The sequence below is a fragment of the Streptomyces sp. NPDC030143 genome, assembly GCF_055573695.1.
On record NZ_JBVIAY010000001.1, the window covers coordinates 163357 to 184913 of the forward strand.

The 21557-nt window shown below is 70.7% G+C and carries 20 protein-coding genes; 8 read left to right on the plus strand and 12 right to left on the minus strand.

Annotated elements, in window-relative coordinates:
* Positions 1-10: 10 nt before the first annotated feature.
* The 6 genes from ACZ4YY_RS00730 to ACZ4YY_RS00755 form a co-directional block, all read right to left on the minus strand.
* On the minus strand, positions 11-1267 hold the full coding sequence (locus ACZ4YY_RS00730) for a cysteine desulfurase (RefSeq protein WP_468281976.1): 1257 nt from the start codon (positions 1265-1267) through the stop codon (positions 11-13).
* Positions 1264-2028 (minus strand): Fe-S cluster assembly ATPase SufC, encoded by a 765-nt coding sequence (gene sufC / locus ACZ4YY_RS00735; protein WP_264931741.1) that lies wholly within the window; start codon positions 2026-2028, stop codon positions 1264-1266. Before sufC ends, ACZ4YY_RS00730 begins: the two co-directional genes overlap by 4 nt.
* Positions 2029-2035: 7 nt before the next feature.
* The gene (locus ACZ4YY_RS00740; RefSeq protein WP_468281978.1) at positions 2036-2371 is read right to left on the minus strand and encodes a non-heme iron oxygenase ferredoxin subunit; all 336 of its coding nucleotides are present in this window, start codon (positions 2369-2371) and stop codon (positions 2036-2038) included.
* Positions 2368-3588, minus strand: a complete 1221-nt coding sequence (sufD, locus tag ACZ4YY_RS00745) for a Fe-S cluster assembly protein SufD (RefSeq protein ID WP_468281980.1) — start codon at positions 3586-3588, stop codon at positions 2368-2370. Before sufD ends, ACZ4YY_RS00740 begins: the two co-directional genes overlap by 4 nt.
* 89 nt (positions 3589-3677) lie before the next feature.
* Positions 3678-5099, minus strand: a complete 1422-nt coding sequence (gene sufB, locus ACZ4YY_RS00750) for a Fe-S cluster assembly protein SufB (RefSeq protein ID WP_468281982.1) — start codon at positions 5097-5099, stop codon at positions 3678-3680.
* On the minus strand, positions 5096-5857 hold the full coding sequence (locus ACZ4YY_RS00755; RefSeq protein WP_468281984.1) for a helix-turn-helix transcriptional regulator: 762 nt from the start codon (positions 5855-5857) through the stop codon (positions 5096-5098). Before ACZ4YY_RS00755 ends, sufB begins: the two co-directional genes overlap by 4 nt.
* Positions 5858-6096: 239 nt before the next feature.
* Between ACZ4YY_RS00755 and ACZ4YY_RS00760 the strand changes: the two genes are divergently transcribed.
* From ACZ4YY_RS00760 to ACZ4YY_RS00770, 3 genes are read left to right on the plus strand one after another with little or no spacing between them, the layout of a single operon-like run.
* Positions 6097-7020: an ABC transporter ATP-binding protein gene (locus ACZ4YY_RS00760; RefSeq protein ID WP_468281986.1), complete on the plus strand. Its 924-nt coding sequence runs from the start codon at positions 6097-6099 to the stop codon at positions 7018-7020.
* 50 nt (positions 7021-7070) lie between these two features.
* Positions 7071-7787 carry an ABC transporter permease gene (locus ACZ4YY_RS00765; RefSeq protein WP_468283179.1) on the plus strand — a complete coding sequence of 239 codons (717 nt, stop codon included), beginning with the start codon at positions 7071-7073 and terminating at the stop codon, positions 7785-7787.
* Between the two features lie 44 nt (positions 7788-7831).
* Positions 7832-8860, plus strand: a complete 1029-nt coding sequence (locus ACZ4YY_RS00770) for a COX15/CtaA family protein (RefSeq protein ID WP_468281988.1) — start codon at positions 7832-7834, stop codon at positions 8858-8860.
* Here the strand turns inward: ACZ4YY_RS00770 and ACZ4YY_RS00775 are convergent.
* The 4 genes from ACZ4YY_RS00775 to ACZ4YY_RS00790 all read right to left on the minus strand — a co-directional run bounded on the left by ACZ4YY_RS00775 (position 8815) and on the right by ACZ4YY_RS00790 (position 12181).
* Positions 8815-9603: a nucleotidyltransferase gene (locus ACZ4YY_RS00775; protein ID WP_468281990.1), complete on the minus strand. Its 789-nt coding sequence runs from the start codon at positions 9601-9603 to the stop codon at positions 8815-8817. The two genes, ACZ4YY_RS00770 and ACZ4YY_RS00775, sit on opposite strands and share 46 nt — an antisense overlap.
* A gap of 17 nt (positions 9604-9620) precedes the next feature.
* Positions 9621-10727, minus strand: a complete 1107-nt coding sequence (locus tag ACZ4YY_RS00780; RefSeq protein WP_468281992.1) for an amidohydrolase family protein — start codon at positions 10725-10727, stop codon at positions 9621-9623.
* Between the two features lie 71 nt (positions 10728-10798).
* Complete coding sequence (locus tag ACZ4YY_RS00785) at positions 10799-11131, minus strand: hypothetical protein (RefSeq protein WP_468281994.1); 333 nt, start codon at positions 11129-11131, stop codon at positions 10799-10801.
* Positions 11132-11227: 96 nt separating this feature from the next.
* On the minus strand, positions 11228-12181 hold the full coding sequence (locus ACZ4YY_RS00790) for a heme o synthase (RefSeq protein WP_468283182.1): 954 nt from the start codon (positions 12179-12181) through the stop codon (positions 11228-11230).
* A gap of 435 nt (positions 12182-12616) precedes the next feature.
* Here ACZ4YY_RS00790 and tkt point away from each other — a divergent pair, with 435 nt between their 5' ends.
* Genes tkt through pgl form a run of 5 tightly spaced genes read left to right on the plus strand, consistent with a single transcriptional unit; the run spans position 12617 to position 19239 of the window.
* On the plus strand, positions 12617-14704 hold the full coding sequence (gene tkt, locus ACZ4YY_RS00795; RefSeq protein WP_468281996.1) for a transketolase: 2088 nt from the start codon (positions 12617-12619) through the stop codon (positions 14702-14704).
* Positions 14705-14737: 33 nt separating this feature from the next.
* Complete coding sequence (gene tal / locus ACZ4YY_RS00800; RefSeq protein WP_468281998.1) at positions 14738-15856, plus strand: transaldolase; 1119 nt, start codon at positions 14738-14740, stop codon at positions 15854-15856.
* A gap of 4 nt (positions 15857-15860) precedes the next feature.
* Positions 15861-17384: a glucose-6-phosphate dehydrogenase gene (gene zwf, locus ACZ4YY_RS00805; protein ID WP_468282000.1), complete on the plus strand. Its 1524-nt coding sequence runs from the start codon at positions 15861-15863 to the stop codon at positions 17382-17384.
* Complete coding sequence (opcA, locus tag ACZ4YY_RS00810; RefSeq protein WP_468282002.1) at positions 17381-18460, plus strand: glucose-6-phosphate dehydrogenase assembly protein OpcA; 1080 nt, start codon at positions 17381-17383, stop codon at positions 18458-18460. The genes zwf and opcA overlap by 4 nt, the downstream gene beginning before the upstream one ends.
* Complete coding sequence (pgl, locus tag ACZ4YY_RS00815; protein WP_468282004.1) at positions 18457-19239, plus strand: 6-phosphogluconolactonase; 783 nt, start codon at positions 18457-18459, stop codon at positions 19237-19239. The genes opcA and pgl overlap by 4 nt, the downstream gene beginning before the upstream one ends.
* Positions 19240-19360: 121 nt before the next feature.
* Here pgl and ACZ4YY_RS00820 read toward each other — a convergent pair whose 3' ends face one another.
* A complete protein-coding gene (locus ACZ4YY_RS00820) occupies positions 19361-20200 on the minus strand; it encodes a carbohydrate ABC transporter permease (RefSeq protein ID WP_468282006.1) in 840 nt (279 codons plus the stop codon).
* Positions 20197-21555, minus strand: a complete 1359-nt coding sequence (locus ACZ4YY_RS00825) for an ABC transporter permease subunit (protein WP_468282008.1) — start codon at positions 21553-21555, stop codon at positions 20197-20199. Before ACZ4YY_RS00825 ends, ACZ4YY_RS00820 begins: the two co-directional genes overlap by 4 nt.
* Between the last annotated feature and the right edge of the window lie 2 nt (positions 21556-21557).

The window sequence follows — 21557 nt, forward strand, 5'->3', positions numbered from 1 at the left end:
AGCACGCCCCTCAGCCGAAGAAGTTCCGTACGTGCTCCAGGCCCTCGACCAGCGCGTCGATCTCGGCGGGCGTGGAGTACAGATAGAACGACGCTCGTGTGGTCGCGGGAATTCCGTAGCGCAGGCAGACGGGACGGGCGCAGTGGTGACCGACCCGGACCGCGATGCCCTGCTCGTCCAGCACCTGGCCCACGTCGTGCGGGTGGATGTCGCCGAGCGTGAAGGAGATCGCGGCGCCCCGGTCCTCGGCCGTGCTCGGGCCGATGATCCGCAGGTCCGGGACCTCGGTCAGCTTCCTCACCGCGTACTCGGTGAGCGCGTGCTCGTGGGCGAGGATCTTGTCCATGCCGATCGAGGACAGGTAGTCGACGGCCGCTCCCAGCCCGACCGCCTGGGCGATCGGCGGGGTGCCCGCCTCGAACTTGTGGGGCGCCGGGGCGTAGGTCGAGGAGTGCATCGAGACGGTCTCGATCATCTCGCCGCCGCCGAGGAACGGAGGCAGGTCCTCCAGCAGCTCCTGGCGTCCCCACAGGACGCCGATGCCGGTCGGGCCGCACATCTTGTGGCCGGTGAAGGCCACGAAGTCGGCCTGGAGGGCCTGGACGTCCAGCGGCATGTGCGGGGCGGCCTGCGAGGCGTCGATCAGGACCAGGGCCCCGACCTCCTGCGCCCGGCGCACTATCGCCTCGACCGGGTTGACCGTGCCCAGGATGTTCGACACGAGCACGAAGGAGACGATCTTCGTCTTCTCCGTGATGACCTCGTCGATGGTGGACAGGTCGAGCCGGCCGTCGTCGGTCAGGCCGAACCACTTCAGCTTCGCGCCGGTGCGCTGCGACAGCAGCTGCCACGGGACGATGTTGGAGTGGTGCTCCATCTCCGTGATGACGATCTCGGTCTCGCGGTCCACCCGGTACGGCTCGTCGGCCCAGCCGAGCATGTTCGCCACGAGGTTGAGCGACTCGGAGGCGTTCTTCGTGAAGATCACCTCGTCGCGGCTCGGCGCGTTGATGAACGCGGCGACCTTGTCGCGCGCGCCCTCGTACAGCGCCGTGGCCTCCTCGGCGAGCACATGGACGCCACGGTGGACGTTGGCGTTGTGCTGCTCGTAGTACTCGGAGAGCACGTCGAGCACCTGGCGCGGCGTCTGCGAGGTCGCCGCGTTGTCCAGGTACACGAGCTTCCTGCCGTCGTGGATCACGCGATCCAGGATCGGGAAGTCCTTGCGGAGCGCCTCGGTGTCGAGGAGGCCCGGCAGCTGTGTCACGCGGATGCGCCACCCTTCACGTATGCCTCGTAGCCCTCGTTCTCCAGCTTGTCCGCGAGCTCGGCGCCGCCGGACTCGACGATGCGGCCGCCGGAGAAGACGTGGACGTGGTCGGGCTTGATGTAGCGCAGGATGCGCGTGTAGTGCGTGATCAGCAGGGTGCCGACCTCGCCGGTCCCGCGGACGCGGTTGACGCCCTCGGAGACGATGCGGAGGGCGTCGACGTCGAGACCGGAGTCGGTCTCGTCGAGGATCGCGACCTTCGGCTTGAGCAGTTCGAGCTGGAGGATCTCGTGGCGCTTCTTCTCACCGCCGGAGAAGCCCTCGTTGACGTTGCGCTCGGCGAAGGACGGGTCCATGTTGAGGCGCTCCATGGCCTCCTTGACCTCCTTCACCCAGGTGCGCAGCTTCGGGGCCTCGCCGCGGATGGCGGTGGCGGAGGTGCGCAGGAAGTTGGAGACGGAGACGCCGGGGACCTCGACCGGGTACTGCATCGCGAGGAACAGGCCCGCGCGGGCGCGCTCGTCGACGGACATCTCCAGGACGTCCTCGCCGTCGAGGGTGACGGTGCCGCCGGTGATCGTGTACTTCGGGTGACCCGCGAGCGAGTAGGCGAGGGTCGACTTGCCCGAGCCGTTGGGGCCCATGATGGCGTGCGTCTCGCCCTGCTTCACGGTCAGGTCGACGCCCTTGAGGATCTCCTTCGTGGCGTTGTCGGCCTCGACGGTGACGTGCAGGTCTCGGATTTCAAGCGTTGCCATGGTGGCCTCAGGACTCCTGGGTGAGGGAGACGAGCACGTCGTCCCCTTCGATCTTGACGGGGTATACGGGGACGGGGCGCGTGGCGGGGAGGCCGGACGGCTTGCCGGTGCGGAGGTCGAACGCGGAGCCGTGCAGCCAGCACTCGATCTGGCAGTCCTCCACCTCGCCCTCGGAGAGCGAGACGTTCGCGTGGGAGCAGATGTCGTGGATGGCGAACACCTCACCCTCGGTCCGCACGACCGAGACCGGCGTGCCGTCGAGTTCCACCCGCTTCGGGGTGTCCTCCTCCAGCTCGCTCAGCCCACAGGCCCGAACGAATCGGGCGCGGTCGAAGGACGTCATGCGACCGACGCCTCCAGCTCCTCTTCGATCTTGGTGAGGAGGCGCTCCTCGATGTCCTCGACGCCGATCTGCTGGACCAGTTCGGCGAAGAAGCCGCGGACCACCAGGCGACGGGCCTCGTACTCCGGGATGCCGCGCGCCATGAGGTAGAAGAGCTGCTCGTCGTCGAAGCGGCCGGTCGCCGAGGCGTGGCCGGCGCCGACGATCTCGCCGGTCTCGATCTCCAGGTTGGGTACGGAGTCGACCCGGGCGCCGTCGGTCAGAACCAGGTTGCGGTTCATCTCGTAGGTGTCCGTGCCCTCGGCACTGGCCTCGATCAGCACGTCGCCGACCCACACGGCGTGCGCCTCGTCGCCCTGGAGCGCGCCCTTGTAGGCGACGTTCGACTTGCAGTGCGGGGTGTTGTGGTCGACGAGGAGACGGTGCTCCTGGTGCTGGCCGGCGTCGGTGAAGTACAGGCCGAACAGCTCGGCCTCGCCGCCGGTGCCGGCGTACGCGACGCGCGGGTGCAGCCGTACGAGGTCGCCGCCGAAGGTGACCACGAACGACTTGAAGGTGGCGTCCCGGCCGATCAGCGCGTTGTGCTGCCCCACGTGCACGGCCTTGTCGTCCCAGTCCTGGACCGAGACGACGGTCAGCTTGGCGCCGTCCCCCAGGATGTAGTCGACATTGGCGGCGAGCACGGCGTCACCGGTGTGGTCGATGACGACGACGGCCTCGGCGAAGGCCTTCAGCTCGACGACCTGGTGGCCGTAGGCGACCCCGCCCTGGCCCTGCACCGCGATGCGGATCGGCTCGGTGAGGACCGCGTCCTTGGGGACCGTGATCACGCCGGCCTTCTCGAACGCGGAGTACGCCTGGGCGGCGACGCGGTCCACGGGGGTGCCCGCCCTGCCGAGGCGCGCGTCGTCACGGCCGACGGTCTCGACGATGACGCCCTCGGGGGCCTCGATGTCGACCTTCACGCCGTCGCCGGTGGCGACCGCGGTGCCGTCGTGCAGCCCGCGCAGGCGCTCCAGCGGGGTGAACCGCCACTCCTCCTCGCGGCCGTGGGGGACCGGGAAGTCCGCCACGTCGAAGGAGGGCGGCGCGCTCATGCGTGTGGCGACGGTCGACTCGGCGGCCACCGCGATCTGGCCGGCGGTCGTGCTGCCCACCGGTGGGCGTCCCCCCGCTTGAGCGGATTCGAAAGTGGGGGCGTTCTGAGCCTCAGCCATGGCTGTCGGTCTGCTCTCTTCCTACGTCGGTTGTGATCCTCGGCCCGCCCGAGAGGGCGGGCCGTCAGCTGCCGGTACGGGCCGCGGTGTCAGCCGACCGCGCCTTCCATCTGCAGCTCGATCAGCCGGTTGAGCTCGAGGGCGTACTCCATCGGCAGTTCCTTGGCGATGGGCTCGACGAAGCCGCGCACGATCATGGCCATCGCCTCGAACTCGCTCAGGCCACGGCTCATCAGGTAGAAGAGCTGGTCCTCGGAGACCTTGGAGACGGTCGCCTCGTGCCCCATGGACACGTCGTCCTCGCGGACGTCCACGTACGGGTACGTGTCGGAGCGGGAGATGGTGTCCACGAGCAGCGCGTCGCACAGCACGTTGGACTTCGAGCCGTGGGCACCCTCGCCGATCTCCACCAGACCACGGTAGGAGGTGCGGCCGCCACCGCGGGCGACGGACTTCGACACGATGTTGGACGAGGTGTTCGGCGCCATGTGGACCATCTTGGAGCCGGCGTCCTGGTGCTGGCCCTCGCCCGCGAAGGCGATGGAGAGGGTCTCGCCCTTGGCGTGCTCGCCCATGAGGTAGACGGCCGGGTACTTCATCGTCACCTTGGAGCCGATGTTGCCGTCGATCCACTCCATGGTCGCGCCCTCGTAGGCGACGGCGCGCTTGGTGACCAGGTTGTAGACGTTGTTCGACCAGTTCTGGATGGTCGTGTAGCGGCAGCGGGCGTTCTTCTTGACGATGATCTCGACGACCGCGGAGTGCAGCGAGTCCGACTTGTAGATCGGGGCGGTACAGCCCTCGACGTAGTGCACGTAGGCGCCCTCGTCGACGATGATCAGGGTCCGCTCGAACTGGCCCATGTTCTCCGTGTTGATGCGGAAGTAGGCCTGGAGCGGGATCTCGACGTGCACGCCCTTCGGCACGTAGATGAAGGAGCCGCCGGACCACACGGCGGTGTTCAGCGCGGCGAACTTGTTGTCACCGGCCGGAATGACGGTCCCGAAGTACTCCTTGAAGAGCTCCGGGTGCTCCTTCAGGGCGGTGTCGGTGTCGAGGAAGATGACGCCCTGCTCCTCCAGGTCCTCGCGGATCTGGTGGTAGACGACCTCGGACTCGTACTGGGCCGCGACACCGGCGACGAGGCGCTGCTTCTCCGCCTCCGGGATGCCGAGCTTGTCGTACGTGTTCTTGATGTCCTCGGGCAGGTCCTCCCAGGACTCCGCCTGCTTCTCCGTGGAGCGCACGAAGTACTTGATGTTGTCGAAGTCGATGCCCGAGAGGTCGGAGCCCCAGTTCGGCATGGGCTTCTTCTCGAAGAGCTTGAGGCCCTTCAGGCGCAGCTTGGTCATCCACTCCGGCTCGGACTTCTTCCCGGAGATGTCCTTGACGACGTCCTCGTTCAGACCTCGCCTGGCGGAGGCACCGGCCACGTCGGAGTCGGCCCAGCCGTATTCGTACTTGCCCAGACCCTCGAGTTCGGGGTGGGCAGTCTCCGTGGGGAGCGTCATGCGGGGTTCCTCCCGGCCGTGCTTGCAGGTGCGTGATGAGTGGTGTGGGAAATCTTGGGGATGAACGTCGTGCAGACGCCGTCGCCGTGCGCGATGGTCGCCAGTCGCTGGACGTGCGTTCCGAGCAGTTGGGAGAAGATCTCGGTCTCCGCCTCGCAGAGCTGCGGGAACTTCTCCGCTACGTGAGCGACGGGGCAGTGGTGCTGGCAGAGCTGCTCGCCCATGTGCGGGAGGGGCGCACTGCGCGCGGTAGCAGCGTACCCGTCGGCACTCAGGGCCTTGGCCAGGGCTTCGGTGCGCTGTTCGGGGGCGGCGGCCTCGATCGCCTCGCGGTACGCGGCGGCCTGTTCGGCGATCCGCGCGCGCGCGAAGGCGACGACGGCCTCGTCCCCGCCGAACCGCTCCTGTATCCAGCGCAGGGCGTCCGCGGCGAGCTCGTCGTAGGACTGGTCGAAGGCGTCCCGGCCGCAGTCGGTGAGGGCGAACACCTTCGCGGGGCGTCCGCGGGTGCGCGCTCCGTAGACCCGCTGCTCGCGTGCCTCCACGACGTCGTCGGCGACCAGCGCGTCAAGGTGCCGGCGCACGGCGGCCTGGGTCAGCCCCAGCCGTCCGGCCAGCTCGGCGACGGTCGACGGCCCGTGGTCCAGGATGGACCGCGCGACCCGGTTGCGCGTCGAACGATCCGAGCGCATCCCAGCCGCGAGCTCCTCCTGAGGGGCCCCCGCGGGGGTCACCCGAGCCTCGCCGACGTTTTTCACAACGCCATTGTTGCGTAATTCTTCGGAGGCAGGCAAGCCGCGTACACGCCACCTGGCGGTGCCCTGCGTCACTTAGGCATACCTAATCTGACCTGCGGAAACGATCTTCGACGGGGCGGACGGGCAGGTCAGCGACCGGCGAGCGCGGGGGCCGGCGGGCCGGTACGGCACTCGCGACGATGGCCGGATCCTCCACCCGCCGACCGGAGGTCCCGCGCACCTACCTAGACTCTGGAGCCATGCGAACTGAGCCTGTCGTCCGGGTCCAGGCCCTGGTGAAGCGGTACGGCACGACGACCGCGGTCAACGGCCTCGACCTGGCGGCCCGGGCGGGCGTCACCGCCGTCCTCGGTCCGAACGGCGCCGGCAAGACGACGACGGTCGAGACCTGCGAGGGGTACCGCAAGCCGGACTCCGGCACCGTCCGCGTCCTCGGGCTCGACCCGGTGAGACAGGCCCGTGAGCTGCACCCCCGGATCGGGGTGATGCTCCAGTCGGGCGGCGTGTACTCGGGTGCGCGCGCCGACGAGATGCTGCGGCACGTGGCGAAGCTGCACGCGCGTCCGCTCGACGTCGACGCGCTGATCGAGCGGCTCGGACTCGGCTCCTGCGGCCGGACGACGTACCGCCGGCTCTCCGGCGGGCAGCAGCAGCGGCTCGCGCTGGCGATGGCCGTCGTGGGCCGTCCGGAACTGGTCTTCCTGGACGAGCCGACCGCCGGCCTCGACCCGCAGGCCCGCCGCGCCACCTGGGACCTGGTCCGCGACCTGCGTGCCGACGGCGTCTCGGTCATCCTGACCACCCACCACATGGACGAGGCCGAGCAGCTCGCCGACGACGTCGCGATCATCGACGACGGCCGGGTCATCGCCCAGGGCTCCCCCGACGAGCTGTGCCGCGGCGGCGCCGAGAACACGCTCCGCTTCACCGGCCGCCCGGGCCTGGACGTGGGCTCCCTGCTCAAGGCCCTGCCCGCCGACAGCTCCGCCGCCGAGCTGACCCCGGGCTCGTACCGGGTGAACGGCAAGATCGACCCGCAGCTGCTGGCGACCGTCACGTCGTGGTGCGCGCAGCACGGGGTGATGCCCGACCGGATCTCGGTGGAGCGGCACACCCTCGAAGACGTCTTCCTCGAGCTGACCGGCAAGGAGCTGCGCTCGTGACCGCCACCGGCACCTACACACCGAAGCCGGGGGCCGCCCCGCTCCCCCGCATGATCGCGGCCCAGGCGGCGCTGGAGACGAAGATGCTCCTGCGCAACGGTGAGCAGCTGCTGCTCACCGTGGTGATCCCGACACTGCTGCTGGTGCTGTTCAGCTCGGTGGACATCGTCGACACGGGCGCCGGCGAGGCGGTGGACTTCCTCGCCCCCGGTGTCCTCGCGCTCGCGGTGATGTCCACGGCTTTCACCGGCCAGGCCATCGCGACGGGCTTCGAGCGCCGCTACGGCGTGCTGAAGCGGCTCGCCTCCTCCCCGCTGCCCCGCTGGGGCCTGATGGCGGCGAAGACCGTGTCCGTGCTGGTCACCGAGGTCCTCCAGGTGATCCTGCTGACCGCGATCGCCTTCGCGCTGGGCTGGGACCCGCACGGCAACCCCCTCGTCGTCCTGCTCCTGCTCGTCCTCGGCACGGCGGCCTTCTCCGGCCTCGGCCTGCTGATGGCGGGCACCCTGAAGGCGGAGGCGACCCTGGCCGCCGCCAACCTGGTCTTCCTGCTGCTGCTCGTGGGCGGCGGAGTGATCGTCCCGCTGGAGAAGTTCCCCCCGGCCGCCCAGGACGTCCTCGGGCTGCTGCCGATCTCGGCTCTCTCCGACGGGCTGCGGGAGGTGCTCCGGCACGGGGCGGGGATGCCGTGGGGCGATCTGGGGATCCTGGCCGTCTGGGCGGTGGCGGGCCTGGCCGCGGCCGGCCGGTTCTTCCGCTGGGAATGAGCCGGCGCCCCCCTCGTGAAAGCGTGCACAAGCAGCCCCCTACGATGGAACGCGTGCCAAACGTGACCCGCGCCGACGCCCTGGCGGCCGTGCGCAACCCGCTCGCCTTCATCGCCGCACGCTGGACCCCGACTGCCCGGACGGTTCAGCGGGCGGCCCTCGTCTCGCTCGTCATGTCGGTGGTCATCGTGGTCACCGGCGGCGCGGTGCGGCTCACCGGCTCCGGACTCGGCTGCCCGACCTGGCCCAAGTGCACCGACGACTCGCTCACCGCGACGAGCGAGATGGGTCTGCACGGCGCCATCGAGTTCGGCAACCGCATGCTGACGTACGTGCTGTGCGCCGCGGTCGGCTGGGCGATCATCGCCGCCCGCTCCGAGAAGCCGTACCGGCGCGGTCTGACCCGGCTGGGCTGGGCGCAGTTCTGGGTCGTGATGAGCAACGCCGTCCTCGGCGGCATCGTCGTCCTCGTCGGCCTCAACCCCTACACGGTCGCCGCGCACTTCGTGGCGACGTCGGCGCTGATCGCCATCGCCACGGTGATGTGGCAGCGCACCCGGGAGGGTGACGCGGCACCCCGCGCCCTGGTCGGCCGGTCGGTGCAGCAGCTGGTGTGGTGCCTGGTCGGCGCCACCGTCCTGCTGATCCTCGTCGGTACGGTCGTGACCGGCGCGGGCCCGCACGCGGGCGACTCCAGCGAGGTCGAGCGGATGCCGTTCGACTGGGAGACGGTCAGCAAGGTGCACGCCGTGCTGGCCTGGATCGTGGTGTCGCTGACGTTCGCCCTGTGGTTCGTCCTCAAGGCGGTCGAGGCGCCGAAGGCCCCGCTGCACCGCACCCGCGACCTGTTCCTGATCCTGCTGGCCCAGGGCGTGCTCGGTTACGTCCAGTACTTCACGGACCTGCCCGAGCTGCTGGTCGGACTGCACATGCTCGGCTCGGCCCTGGTGTGGATCGCGGTGCTGCGGGTGCCGCTGGCGCTGCGCGAGCGCCCGCGGACGACGGTCGGTCCGCCGGGGTCCACCCCTCAGGAGCGGGACGCCACGAGCGCGTCGATCGCCGGCCCGAGGTAGCCCCGCGTCAGCTCCGCCCTGCGCGCCGTCCACTCTTCGGTGGGCGGCGCCGCGGCGCTCCCGTACCGCCGTGCCCTGATGTCCTCGACCACCTCGACGGGCGCGCCGAGACCGGGCAGCAGGTCCAGCGCCTCGCGCTTGGAGATCAGCCGGCCGTCGGCGACGGTGACGACGGCGCGGGCGTGGGTGACCATCGCGAGGTCGACCCAGACGGTCCGCGTCCAGTGGCCCGCCCGGTCCAGCTCCCGCCGCCAGAAGTCCCGCTGGTCGCGCACCACGAAGTCGGCGAGCTCCCGGTCCGTCACCGGTGGCAGCAGGGCCCTCGGCGGCTCCCCGAGCAGCACCCTGCCGAAGGTGTGCAGCTCGCGCCGGGTGACCGGGGTGACCGTCCGCCGGAACAGGCGCTCGTGCGCCCAGGTGAGGTGCCGCCGGTCCGGGTCGGCCGCCGTTGCGGGCGTGAGGTAGCTGCAGTGCAGCAGGCCGGCAAGCGGTGCCTCGCGCAGCCGTGCGTGCGCCCGGGCCACCCGCCACACGGTCCGCGCGGTGACCGGCCCTTCCAGGACGGCGATCAGGTCCAGGTCGCTGCGCCCCTCCTGGTAGTCGCCCCCGCCGAGCGAGCCGTGCCCCCAGACGGCGAGGAGCCTCGGCGCCGAAGCCCCGCAGCCCCCCGGCCCTGCGGACGTGTCGATCGCGTCGGTCAGTTCGGACAGGAATCGGTCGAGCAGGGCATCGGTCCGGTTCATGCGGCCAGCCTGTCCCCTCAGCCGAGCCCGTACACCCGGCGCGCGTTCTCGGCCGCCACCAGTGACGCGACCCGCTGCGCGTCCGTGAGCGACCACGCGCCCTCGGCCACCCAGGCGCCCAGCACCCGCCCCAGGGCCTCGCGGAACAGTCGCGCGCCCACCACGTGCAGCTCGGGCAGCCCCCGGGCACCGCTGGAGAAGAGGATCTTGCCGAACGGGGCGAGTTCCAGGACCTCCGCGAGGACCGTCGCGGCGCGGGCTCCGGTCCGCGCGAGTGCGGCACCGCAGTCGGTGTAGACGTGCGGGAAGACGCCGGCGAGGTGGGCGGCGTGGCGGTGGTAGGGGTAGCCGTGCAGCAGGACCAGGTCGGTACCGAGACCGGCCGTCGCGCGGACGAAGTCCGTGAGCAGGGCCGGGTCCGTACGGTCGACGCGCAGGCCCGGCTCACCGAGTCCGGCGTGCAGTTGCAGGGGCAGCCCGGAGGCGACGGCGTTCCACAGCAGGTGCCGCAGCAGTACCGGGTCGGTCAGCTCCCCGCCGACCCGCCGCCCGGCCAGCCAGCGCCCGGCGGCGCCGCGCACCTCTCCCGGCCCCGGCGGCTCGGGCGCGAGCGCCGGTCCGTGCCGGACTCCGGCGACCGAGGTGAAGGCCACGGCGTGCGCGGCGGCGGCGTGCACCGCCTCGGCGAGGTTGGCGAGGAAGGACTCGACGGTGCCGGAGGTGTCGGCGACCTGCTCGGCGAGGAGTTCCAGGCGCACGATCTCCCGGGCCTTCGCGGCGCCCGCGGCGGCGAGCTCATCGGGCCCGGTGAGGTCACCGGGCGGGCCGGTGTCGACGAGGTAGGTCGTGATGCCGCTGCCGCGCAGCAGCCGGCGGCCCGACTCCAGGACGCCGAGTTCGCGTCGCCGGGCGAGGTAGCGGGCGGGCGGGCAGTGCGGCTCCAGTCCGAGCAGCGGCGGGCACCAGCGGCGCACGGCGAAGCCGGTCTGGGTGTCGAAGAGGGTGGTGCCCGCGGCGGGCGGGCCCTCGGTGCGGGCCAACTGGGCCTCGAAGGTGCCGAGGCCCAGCTCCGTTCTCAGGACGCCGTGGCAGTACTGGTCCACCAGGGACGGCGTTTCGATCATCCGGGACTCCCGCGGCTGGACCCTGTGTCTCCTACGGGGGCCTAACGGGTGAACCGGGTGTCAGGTGTTGCTCAGGTGTTGCGCGGACCGCCCACCTGGATACCGGCCATGCGCGTCCACTCGTAGGGGCCGGTCCGCACCTTGGCCGCGAACTCGCCGTCGAAGGCCTCGTGGGCGGTGATCCCGGCCTTCTCCACGGCCTTCTCGGCGATCTCGACCGAGGGCGCCACGAGGTCGCCCCAGCCGCCGTCCTCGCCGACGAGCACGATGCGGGCACCGCGTTCCCCGATGTACGCGACCTGGCCCTCGGCCCCGCCGTGCGCCGCGGCGAAGGTGCTGATCTGCTGGGCGAGCCGGGCCACCGTGCGTCCGGCCTTCGCGTCAACCTGCTGCGTGTCTGCCATGGCCAGGATGCTACCGACGGGTAGAACGAACGGCGACGGCCGGGGTGCGTGGCCTTGACCACGCGCCCCGGCCGTACCGGCACCTCGTGGGCGGACCTACCTCAGGAAGGGGTCCACCGCGACCGCCACGAACAGCAGCGACACATAGGTGATGGACCAGTGGAAGAGGCGCATCTCCTTCAGCTTCGCGCCCGTCGTCTCCGCCTTGGCGCGGTTCTGCAGGGCGTGCGCCTCCCACAGCCACCAGCCGCCCGCCGCCAGCGCGACCGTCGTGTAGAACCAGCCGGTGTAGTCGAGCAGGGTCAGCAGCAGCGAGACGGCGACCATCACCCAGCTGTAGATCACGATCTGCCTGGCGACGACCTTGTTGGAGGCGATGACCGGCAGCATCGGCACGCCCACGCGCGCGTAGTCGTCCCTGACCTTCATGGACAGTGGCCAGTAGTGCGGCGGCGTCCAGAAGAAGATGACCGCGAACAGGACGACCGGGGCCCAGGACAGCGAGTTCGTCACGGCGGACCAGCCGATCAGCACCGGCATGCAGCCGGCGATCCCGCCCCACACGATGTTCTGCGAGGTACGGCGCTTGAGGATCATCGTGTAGACGACGACATAGAAGAGGAGCGCGCCGAGGGAGAGCCAGGCGGACAGCCAGTTGACGGTCAGACCGAACAGCAGGGTCGACACGACCGCCAGGGTGACGCCGAAGGCGAGGCACTCGCGCGGGCTGACCATGCCGGTGACCAGCGGACGCTGCGAGGTGCGGTCCATCAGCGCGTCGATGTCGCGGTCGATGTACATGTTCAGGGCGTTCGCGCCGCCCGCGGAGAGGTAGCCGCCGACGGAGGTGAGCAGCACCAGCCCCAGGTCCGGCACACCCTGCTGCGCCAAGAACATCACCGGCACCGTGGTGATCAGCAGCAGCTCGATGATCCGCGGCTTGGTCAGCGCCACGAACGCCTTGACGCGGGCCCCCACCGGCCGCCGACTCGGGCTCTGGCTCGTCCCGATAACCCCCGCTGGACGGGATTCAACGGCCGTCACGCACACCCCTGACAGAGACATCCCAGCGAACCCCGGGTGTGAAGTCCCGGTAAAGGCTCGCGCGTACCACGCCACTGTAGACGTTGCCCATACCTCGTCCTTCGCGGGGGTGGGGTCGTGTTGACGCGGCCCGCGCGGGGGGCGCTCGGAGGTGCTCCGCGGGGCCCGCCCGGGGCCCCTCCGACGGCCCGCTCATCGGTCGTATTCGGGCTCGATTGAGCAGTCATATGAGCGGCCCCGTATTCATGTGCCTAATGCGGTTCCGGCCAGCCGGGAGGCGGACGCCGGGGAGTCCCGGCAGTCTGGAACGACTCGAAAAGACGCACGTCCTGACGGGGGTAGGCTCGGCAGCGGCCGGTGGGCACCCAGTGCACCGGCAACCGGTGGGCGAGCGCCCGAAGCAGCCGGTATTCGACATGTGGAGAGGAGCCCTGACCCAGGGTGAGCACCAAGCCGACCACCACAGAATTCGAGTGGACCGATCTGGACCAGCGGGCCGTGGACACCGCCCGCGTCCTGGCCGCCGACGCCGTACAGAAGGTCGGCAACGGCCATCCCGGTACGGCGATGAGCCTGGCGCCCGCCGCCTACACCCTCTTCCAGAAGGTGATGCGGCACGACCCGGCGGACGCCGACTGGGTCGGACGCGACCGCTTCGTGCTGTCCGCGGGCCACTCGTCCCTGACCCTGTACACCCAGCTGTACCTGGCCGGCTTCGGCCTGGAGCTGGACGACCTGAAGTCGTTCCGCACGTGGGGTTCGAAGACCCCCGGTCACCCCGAGTACGGCCACACCGTGGGCGTGGAGACGACGACCGGCCCGCTCGGGCAGGGCGTCGCCAACGCCGTGGGCATGGCGATGGCCGCCCGCTACGAGCGCGGTCTGTTCGACCCGGAGGCCCCGGCCGGCGAGTCGCCCTTCGACCACTTCGTGTACTGCATCGCCGGTGACGGCTGTCTCCAGGAGGGCATCTCCGCCGAGGCGTCCTCGCTGGCCGGCCACCAGAAGCTCGGGAACCTGGTCCTGCTCTGGGACGACAACCACATCTCGATCGAGGGCGACACCGAGACCGCGGTCTCCGAGGACACCGTCAAGCGCTACGAGGCCTACGGCTGGCACGTGCAGCGCGTGGCACCGAAGCCGGACGGCGACCTGGACCCGCACGCCCTGTACACCGCGATCGAGGCGGCGAAGAAGGTGACGGACCGGCCGTCCTTCATCGCGATGCGCTCGATCATCGCCTGGCCCGCCCCGAACGCGCAGAACACCGAGGCCGCGCACGGCTCGGCGCTGGGCGACGAGGAGGTCGCGGCCACCAAGCGCGTCCTCGGCTTCGACCCGGAGCAGACCTTCGAGGTGGCCGACGAGGTCATCGCCCACACCCGCGGGGCACTGGAGCGCGGCGCCGAGGCGAAGGCCGAGTGGGAGAAGTCGCTCCAGCAGTGGCGCGACAACAACCCCGAGCGCGCCGCCGAGTTCGACCGGATCGCCGCGGGCGAGCTGCCGGCCGGCTGGGAGGAGAAGCTCCCGGTCTTCGAGCCCGGCAAGGGCGTCGCCACGCGCGCCGCGTCCGGCAAGGTGCTCCAGGCGCTCGGCGCGGTCATCCCCGAACTGTGGGGCGGCTCGGCCGACCTGGCCGGCTCGAACAACACGACGATCGACAAGACGTCGTCGTTCCTCCCCGCCGACAACCCGCTGCCCGAGGCGAACCCCTACGGCCGCACGGTCCACTTCGGCATCCGCGAGCACTCCATGGCCGCGGAGATGAACGGCATCGCCCTGCACGGCAACACCCGCATCTACGGCGGCACGTTCCTCGTCTTCTCCGACTACATGCGCAACGCGGTGCGCCTGTCGGCCCTGATGCACCTGCCGGTGACGTACGTGTGGACGCACGACTCCATCGGCCTCGGCGAGGACGGCCCCACCCACCAGCCGGTCGAGCACCTGGCCTCGCTGCGCGCCATCCCGGGCCTGAACGTGGTCCGCCCGGCCGACGCCAACGAGACCGCGATCGCCTGGCGCGAGATTCTCAGGCGCTGGACCAAGGAGTTCGGCAAGGGCCAGCCGCACGGACTGGCGCTGACCCGCCAGGGTGTGCCGACGTACGCGCCCGACGAGAACGCGGCCAAGGGCGGTTACGTCCTGTTCGAGGCCGAGGGCGGCGAGGCGCAGGTCATCCTGATCGCCACGGGTTCCGAGGTGCACGTGGCCGTCGAGGCGCGCGAACAGCTCCAGGCCGACGGGGTGCCGACGCGCGTCGTGTCCATGCCGTCGGTGGAGTGGTTCGAGCAGCAGGACCAGGGGTACCGGGACAGCGTGCTGCCGCCGAACGTGAAGGCCCGGGTCGCGGTCGAGGCGGGCATCGGCCTGACCTGGCACAAGTACGTCGGGGACGCCGGACGCATCGTCTCCCTGGAGCACTTCGGTGCTTCGGCCGACGGCAAGGTGCTCTTCCACGAGTACGGCTTCACCGCCGAGAACGTGGCCGCCCAGGCGCGGGAATCCCTCGCGGCCACCCAGCGCTGACGCTCACATACGACACGTAGGAGATGTAATTCCATGACAGACGCACTCAAGCGCCTCTCCGAGGAAGGCGTGGCGATCTGGCTGGACGACCTGTCGCGCAAGCGGATCACGTCCGGCAACCTCGCCGAGCTGATCGACCAGCAGCACGTCGTGGGCGTCACCACCAACCCGTCGATCTTCCAGAAGGCGATCTCGCAGGGCGACGGCTACGACCAGCAGCTGTCCGACCTCGCCGCCCGCAAGGTCACCGTCGAAGAGGCCATCCGCATGATCACGACGGCGGACGTCCGTGACGCCGCCGACATCCTGCGCCCGGTCTTCGACGCCACGGGCGGCCAGGACGGCCGGGTGTCGATCGAGGTCGACCCGCGTCTCGCCCACCACACCAAGGCGACGGTCGCCGAGGCCAAGCAGCTGGCGTGGCTGGTCGACCGCCCCAACACGCTGATCAAGATCCCGGCCACCCGGGCGGGCCTGCCTGCCATCACCGAGGTCATCGGCAACGGCATCAGCGTCAACGTCACCCTGATCTTCTCCCTCGAGCGCTACCGCGAGGTCATGGACGCCTACCTGTCCGGCCTCGAGAAGGCGAAGGAGAAGGGGCTGGACCTCTCCCTGATCCACTCCGTGGCCTCCTTCTTCGTGTCCCGCGTGGACACCGAGATCGACAAGCGGATCGACGCGCTCGGTACCGACGAGGCCAAGGCCGCCCGCGGCAAGGCCGGCGTCGCCAACGCGCGCCTGGCCTACCAGGCGTACGAGGAGGTGTTCGCCTCCGACCGCTGGAGCGCGCTGGAGAAGGCGGGCGCCAACAAGCAGCGTCCGCTGTGGGCCTCCACCGGTGTGAAGGACCCGGCGTACAAGGACACGCTGTACGTGGTGGACCTGGTGGCGCCGAACACGGTGAACACCATGCCGGAGGCGACGCTGTTCGCCACCGAGGACCACGGGGAGGTCACCGGCGACACCGTGACCGGCACCTACGAGCAGGCCCGCGCCGACCTCGACGCGGTGGAGAAGCTCGGGATCTCCTACGACGACGTCGTGCAGCTGCTGGAGGACGAGGGCGTCGAGAAGTTCGAGGCGTCCTGGAACGACCTGCTCAAGTCGACCGAGGCGGAGCTGGAGCGCCTCGCCCCTTCGGAGGGCTGAACCTTTGTCGAGCAGCAACCCGCTGCGTGACCCCGCAGACCGACGGCTCCCGCGCATCGCGGGGCCGTCGGGCCTGGTCATCTTCGGCGTCACGGGCGATTTGTCACGAAAGAAGTTGATGCCCGCGGTGTACGACCTCGCGAACCGGGGTCTGCTGCCGCCGGGGTTCTCGCTGATCGGGTTCGCCCGCCGCGAGTGGGCCCACGAGGACTTCGCCCAGGAGGTCCACGACGCGGTCAAGGAGCACGCCCGCACCCCCTTCCGCGAGGAGGTCTGGCAGCAGCTCATCCAGGGCATGCGCTTCGTGCAGGGCACCTTCGACGACGACGACGCCTTCGAGCGGCTGCGCTCGACCATCGAGGAACTGGACAAGGCACAGGGCACGGGCGGCAACTTCGCCTTCTACCTGTCGGTTCCGCCGTCGGCCTTCCCGGTGGTCATCCAGCAGCTGAAGAAGCACGGGCTGGCCGACCAGACGAAGGACTCCTGGCGGCGCGCGGTCATCGAGAAGCCCTTCGGCCACAACCTGGAGTCGGCCGAGGAACTCAACTCGATCGTCCACGAGGTCTTCGCCCCGGACCAGGTCTTCCGCATCGACCACTACCTGGGCAAGGAGACCGTCCAGAACATCCTGGCGCTGCGCTTCGCCAACACGATGTTCGAACCGATCTGGAACCGGTCCTTCGTGGACCATGTGCAGATCACCATGGCCGAGGACATCGGCATCGGCGGCCGTGCGGGGTACTACGACGGCATCGGCGCGGCCCGTGACGTCATCCAGAACCACCTGCTCCAGCTGATGGCGCTCACCGCGATGGAGGAGCCCGCCTCCTTCGACGCGGACGCGCTCGCCGCGGAGAAGACCAAGGTGCTGGGCGCCGTGCGGCTGCCCAGGGACCTGGGCCGCGACACCGTGCGCGGCCAGTACGCGTCGGGCTGGCAGGGCGGCGAGAAGGCGGTCGGGTACCTCCAGGAGGAGGGCATCGACCCGAAGTCCAAGACCGACACCTACGCGGCGATCAAGCTGGAGATCGACAACCGCCGCTGGGCGGGCGTCCCCTTCTACCTGCGCACCGGCAAGCGCCTCGGCCGGCGCGTCACCGAGATCGCGGTCGTCTTCCAGCGGGCCCCGCACTCCCCCTTCGACCACACGGCGACGGAGGAACTCGGCAAGAACGCCATCGTCGTCCGCGTCCAGCCCGACGAGGGCGTGACCGTCCGCTTCGGCTCCAAGGTGCCCGGCACCTCGATGGAGATCCGGGACGTGTCCATGGACTTCGCCTACGGCGAGTCGTTCACGGAGTCCTCCCCCGAGGCCTACGAGCGGCTGATCCTGGACGTCCTGCTGGGCGACTCGAACCTCTTCCCGCGCACCGAGGAGGTCGAGCTGTCCTGGAAGATCCTCGACCCCATCGAGGAGTACTGGGACGCGAACGGCAAGCCCGCGCAGTACCCGGCCGGCACCTGGGGGCCCGTCGAGGCGGACGAGATGCTCGAACGAGACGGACGGAGCTGGCGCCGGCCATGAAGATAGACCTCACGGACACCACGGCCAGCAAGATCAACAAGGCGTTGGTGCAGGGCCGGCGGGCGATCGGCACGCCGGCCGTGGGCATGGTCCTCACGCTGGTCATCGTCACGGACGAGGAGAACGCCTACGACGCCCTCAAGGCCGCCAGCGACGCGTCGCACGAGCACCCCTCGCGCACGCTCGTGGTCATCAGGCGTGTCTCCCGCTCCCCCCGCGACCGCACCCAGTCCCGCCTGGACGCCGAGGTCCGGGTGGGCGCGGACGCGGGCACCGGCGAGACGGTCATCCTGCGGCTGTACGGCGAGGTCGTCGACCACGCCCAGTCGGTGGTGCTGCCCCTGCTGCTGCCCGACGCGCCCGTCGTCGTGTGGTGGCCGGTCGACGCGCCGCTCGACCCGGCCAAGGACCCGCTGGGCGCCCTGGCGCAGCGCCGCGTCACCGACACCTACGCCGCCGAGCAGCCGGTGCGGGACCTGATGGCCCGCTCCGACGCCTACACGCCGGGCGACACGGACCTGTCGTGGACCCGCATCACGCCCTGGCGTTCGATGCTGGCCGCGGCCCTGGACCAGGTCACCTGCCGGGTGGAGTCGGTCGAGGTGGAGGGCGAGGAGTTCAACCCGAGCTGCGAGCTGCTGGCGATGTGGCTCGGCGACCGTCTGGGCGTGCCCGTGCAGCGCTCGCTGTCCGGCGGGCCGGGCCTGACGGCCGTGCGCATGTCCACCGACTGCGGCGCGATCGTGCTGGACCGGGCCGACGGTTCGCTGGCGACGCTGTCCATCGAGGGCCAGCCCGATCGTGCGGTGGCGCTCAAGCGCCGCGACACGGCCGAGCTGATCGCGGAGGAGCTGCGGCGGCTGGACCCGGACGACACGTACGCCTCGGCGCTGCGGTTCGGGGTGGAGCGGCTCACCGCGGCTCCGGCTGCGGACACCGCAGCCGCGGAGGGCGCCGCGGCCGACGAGCCGGCCGCGGTGGAGACGCCGGTCGAGGAGGCCGCGAAGGCTCCCGCCCAGCAGGCGGCCAAGAAGACCGCGCGCAGGTCCCCGGCCAAGAAGGCGGCGGCGAAGTGAGCACCCCGCAGCTGGTCGTGCACCACGACAAGGAACTGATGGCGCAGGCCGCCGCGGCCCGCCTCATCACGAAGATCGTGGACGCGCAGGCCTCGCGGGGGCACGCCTCCGTGGTCCTCACCGGCGGCCGCAACGGCAACGGTCTGCTCGCCGCGCTGGCCGCCGCGCCGGCCCGGGACGCCGTCGACTGGGGCCGGATCGACCTGTGGTGGGGCGACGAGCGGTTCCTGCCCGAGGGCGATCCGGAGCGCAACGTCACCCAGGCCCGCGAGGCGCTGCTCGACACCGTCCCCGTGGACCCGAAGCGCGTGCACGCCATGCCCGCGTCGGACGGTCCGCACGGCTCCGACGTGGAGGCCGCCGCGGAGGCGTACGCGGAGGAGCTGGCCCGTGCGGCCGGTCCCGAGAACCACGGCGCCGTGCCCACGTTCGACGTCCTGATGCTGGGCGTCGGTCCGGACACCCACGTGGCCTCGCTCTTCCCCGAGCTGCCGGCCGTGCGGGAGACCGAGCGCACGGTGGTCGGGGTGCACGGCGCGCCCAAGCCGCCGCCGACCCGGGTCACCCTCACCCTGCCGGCGATCCGGGCGGCCCGCGAGGTGTGGCTGCTCGCTGCCGGTGAGGACAAGGCGCAGGCGGCGGCCATCGCCCTGTCGGGTGCGGGCGAGATCCAGGCTCCGGCGGCCGGTGCCCGCGGTCGTGCCCGCACGCTGTGGCTGCTGGACGCGGCGGCGGCCTCCGGGCTTCCGCGGTCGCTGTACCCGCAGGCGTCGCCCTAAGGGGTCCTCAGAGCTCCGAAAGGAAAAGGGGACGCCGCGAGCGGGCTCCCCCCTTTTTGTTCGGAGCTCTGAGACGGGTGGGGGCGGTGGCCGTTGCGGCCCGCCGCCCCCACCCGCCGGGTCACTTCACCGATCCCGCCATCACCCCCTGCACGAAGTGCCGCTGGAAGGCGAAGAACACCACGACCGGCACGATCAGCGACAGGAACGCGCCCGGCGCCAGGACGTCGATGTTGCTGCCGAACTGCCGTATCTGCGACTGGAGTTCCACGGTCAGCGGTTGTGCGGAGCTGTCGGCGAACAACAGCGCCACCAGCATGTCGTTCCAGACCCACAGGAACTGGAAGATGGCCAGGCTGGCGATCGCCGGCCGTCCCACCGGCAGGACCAGCCGGGTGAAGATCCGCCACTCGCTGCCGCCGTCCATGCGCGCCGCCTCCAGCATCTCCTTCGGCATCTCGGCGAAGTAGTTGCGCAGCAGGAACACCGCGAACGGCAGCCCGTACGCGACGTGGAAGAGCACCACGCCCGGAATCGTCCCGAACAGCCCCAGCTGTCCGAAGAGTTTGGCCACCGGCAGCAGGCCGATCTGCACGGGCACCACCAGCAGCGCCACCACGACCAGGAAGACGGCGTCGCGGCCGGGGAAGTCCAGCCAGGCGAAGGCGTATCCGGCGAGGGCCGCGAGGATCACGACCAGCACGGTCGTCGGCACCGAGATCAGGACGGTGTTCCAGAGCGCCCGGGTGATCCCGGTGTTCCCCAGCAGCGCGGAGTAGTTGTCGAAGGACAGCTGCCCGGGTGCGGTGAACACAGTCCACCAGCCGCCCTTCGCGGTGTCCTCGGCGGACCGCAGCGAGGACAGGAACAGTCCGGCCAGCGGTGTCATCCACACCAGCCCGACGACCACGAGGAAGGCCTGGACGGCTCCGTTGCCCAGCCCGCGCCTGACGGCGTTCATCGCTGACTCCTTCGGAAGCGGCGGACGTTGAAGACCATCGCGGGGACGACCAGCAGCAGGAGCAGGACGCCGAGCGCGCTGCCGAGGCCCTGGTTGTTGCCTCCGCCGAACGACACCAGCCACATCTGCGTAGCGAGCACGGTCGCGTCCTCCTGCACCGGTCCGGGCGCGATGATGTAGACGAGGTCGAAGACCTTCATCACGTTGATCACCAGGGTCACGAAGACCACGGTCAGGACGGGTGCCAGCAGCGGCACCGTGATCCGCCGGAAGATCTGCCACTCGTTGGCGCCGTCCATCCGCGCCGCTTCCAGCGCGTCCCGGGGCAGTGCCGTGAGCCCCGCACCGATCAGCACCATCGCGAAGCCGGTCCAGATCCACAGGTACGCCCCGATGACCGCCGGCGTGACCAGGGCCGGTCCGAGCCAGGAGATGCCGTCGTAGGGCGGGGCGAAGTTCGACGCGGGCAGCTCGACGGCGTAGGCGCCGTCGGCCAGGTCCTGGAAGCGGAAGGAGCCGTCGGACGCGGTGGTGGCCGTGGCGACCGTGCGCCCGTCGCGCACCGCCTCGACCGTCATCTCCGGCAGTCCGCTCTCGCGCGGGTCGACCTCGCCCTGCCGCCCTCCCCCGCCGGGCGTGAAGTCCAGGTAGACGACTCCGCGCAGCTCGTCGGGGGCGCTCTGGCGTCCGGCCGCCGGGTACGCCGGCCGGGCCCCCGCGGGCAGGTCGGCGGGCGCCACCCCGACCAGGCCGAGGGTCACCGCGTCACCGGGCGCCGCGGTCGTGGACGTCCGGTAGGAGCCGTCGGCCGCCCGGGTGAGGCCCTGGCCGTCGCGGGCCCTGGCGCCGGGGTAGGAGGAGGTGCCGGCGAAGGCGTCGTGGACGAAGACCGCTGCCGCGTTGAGGACACCCTTGTCCGGGTCCTCGTCGTAGGCGAGGCGGAAGATGATGCCGGCGGCGAGGAAGGACACGGCCATCGGCATGAACAGCAGCAGTTTGAAGGCGGTGGCCCAGCGGATCTTCTCCACCAGCACGGCGAGGATCAGGCCGAGGCCGGTCAGCAGCGCCGGCGCCACGACCACCCAGATCGCGGTGTTGCGGATGGCCTTGACCGTCGCCGGGTCGCGGAACATCTCGGTGTAGTTGTCACCGCCCACGAACCGGGTGCCGGAGGCGTCGAAGAGGCTGCGGCCGACGGAGAACAGCACGGGGTAGACGACGAGCGCGCCCAGCAGGAGCAGCGCGGGGAAGGCGAACAGCAGGGCGACGGCCCGGCCCCGGCGCCGGGTGCGCCGGGTGGGTGCGGCGCCGGGGGCGGCCGGCGGACTCGTCTCTTTCACCAGGGTCGAGGTCATGA

Coding starts and splice junctions, on each gene's coding strand:
- ACZ4YY_RS00740 (WP_468281978.1), bottom strand. CDS start 2,371: ATGACGTCCTTCGACCGCGCCCGATTCGTTCGGGCCTGTGGGCTGAGC.
- tal (WP_468281998.1), top strand. CDS start 14,738: ATGACAGACGCACTCAAGCGCCTCTCCGAGGAAGGCGTGGCGATCTGG.
- sufD (WP_468281980.1), bottom strand. CDS start 3,588: ATGGCTGAGGCTCAGAACGCCCCCACTTTCGAATCCGCTCAAGCGGGG.
- ACZ4YY_RS00765 (WP_468283179.1), top strand. CDS start 7,071: ATGATCGCGGCCCAGGCGGCGCTGGAGACGAAGATGCTCCTGCGCAAC.
- ACZ4YY_RS00825 (WP_468282008.1), bottom strand. CDS start 21,555: ATGACCTCGACCCTGGTGAAAGAGACGAGTCCGCCGGCCGCCCCCGGC.
- sufC (WP_264931741.1), bottom strand. CDS start 2,028: ATGGCAACGCTTGAAATCCGAGACCTGCACGTCACCGTCGAGGCCGAC.
- ACZ4YY_RS00820 (WP_468282006.1), bottom strand. CDS start 20,200: ATGAACGCCGTCAGGCGCGGGCTGGGCAACGGAGCCGTCCAGGCCTTC.
- ACZ4YY_RS00775 (WP_468281990.1), bottom strand. CDS start 9,603: ATGAACCGGACCGATGCCCTGCTCGACCGATTCCTGTCCGAACTGACC.
- ACZ4YY_RS00770 (WP_468281988.1), top strand. CDS start 7,832: ATGGAACGCGTGCCAAACGTGACCCGCGCCGACGCCCTGGCGGCCGTG.
- opcA (WP_468282002.1), top strand. CDS start 17,381: ATGAAGATAGACCTCACGGACACCACGGCCAGCAAGATCAACAAGGCG.
- ACZ4YY_RS00780 (WP_468281992.1), bottom strand. CDS start 10,727: ATGATCGAAACGCCGTCCCTGGTGGACCAGTACTGCCACGGCGTCCTG.
- sufB (WP_468281982.1), bottom strand. CDS start 5,099: ATGACGCTCCCCACGGAGACTGCCCACCCCGAACTCGAGGGTCTGGGC.
- ACZ4YY_RS00760 (WP_468281986.1), top strand. CDS start 6,097: ATGCGAACTGAGCCTGTCGTCCGGGTCCAGGCCCTGGTGAAGCGGTAC.
- ACZ4YY_RS00785 (WP_468281994.1), bottom strand. CDS start 11,131: ATGGCAGACACGCAGCAGGTTGACGCGAAGGCCGGACGCACGGTGGCC.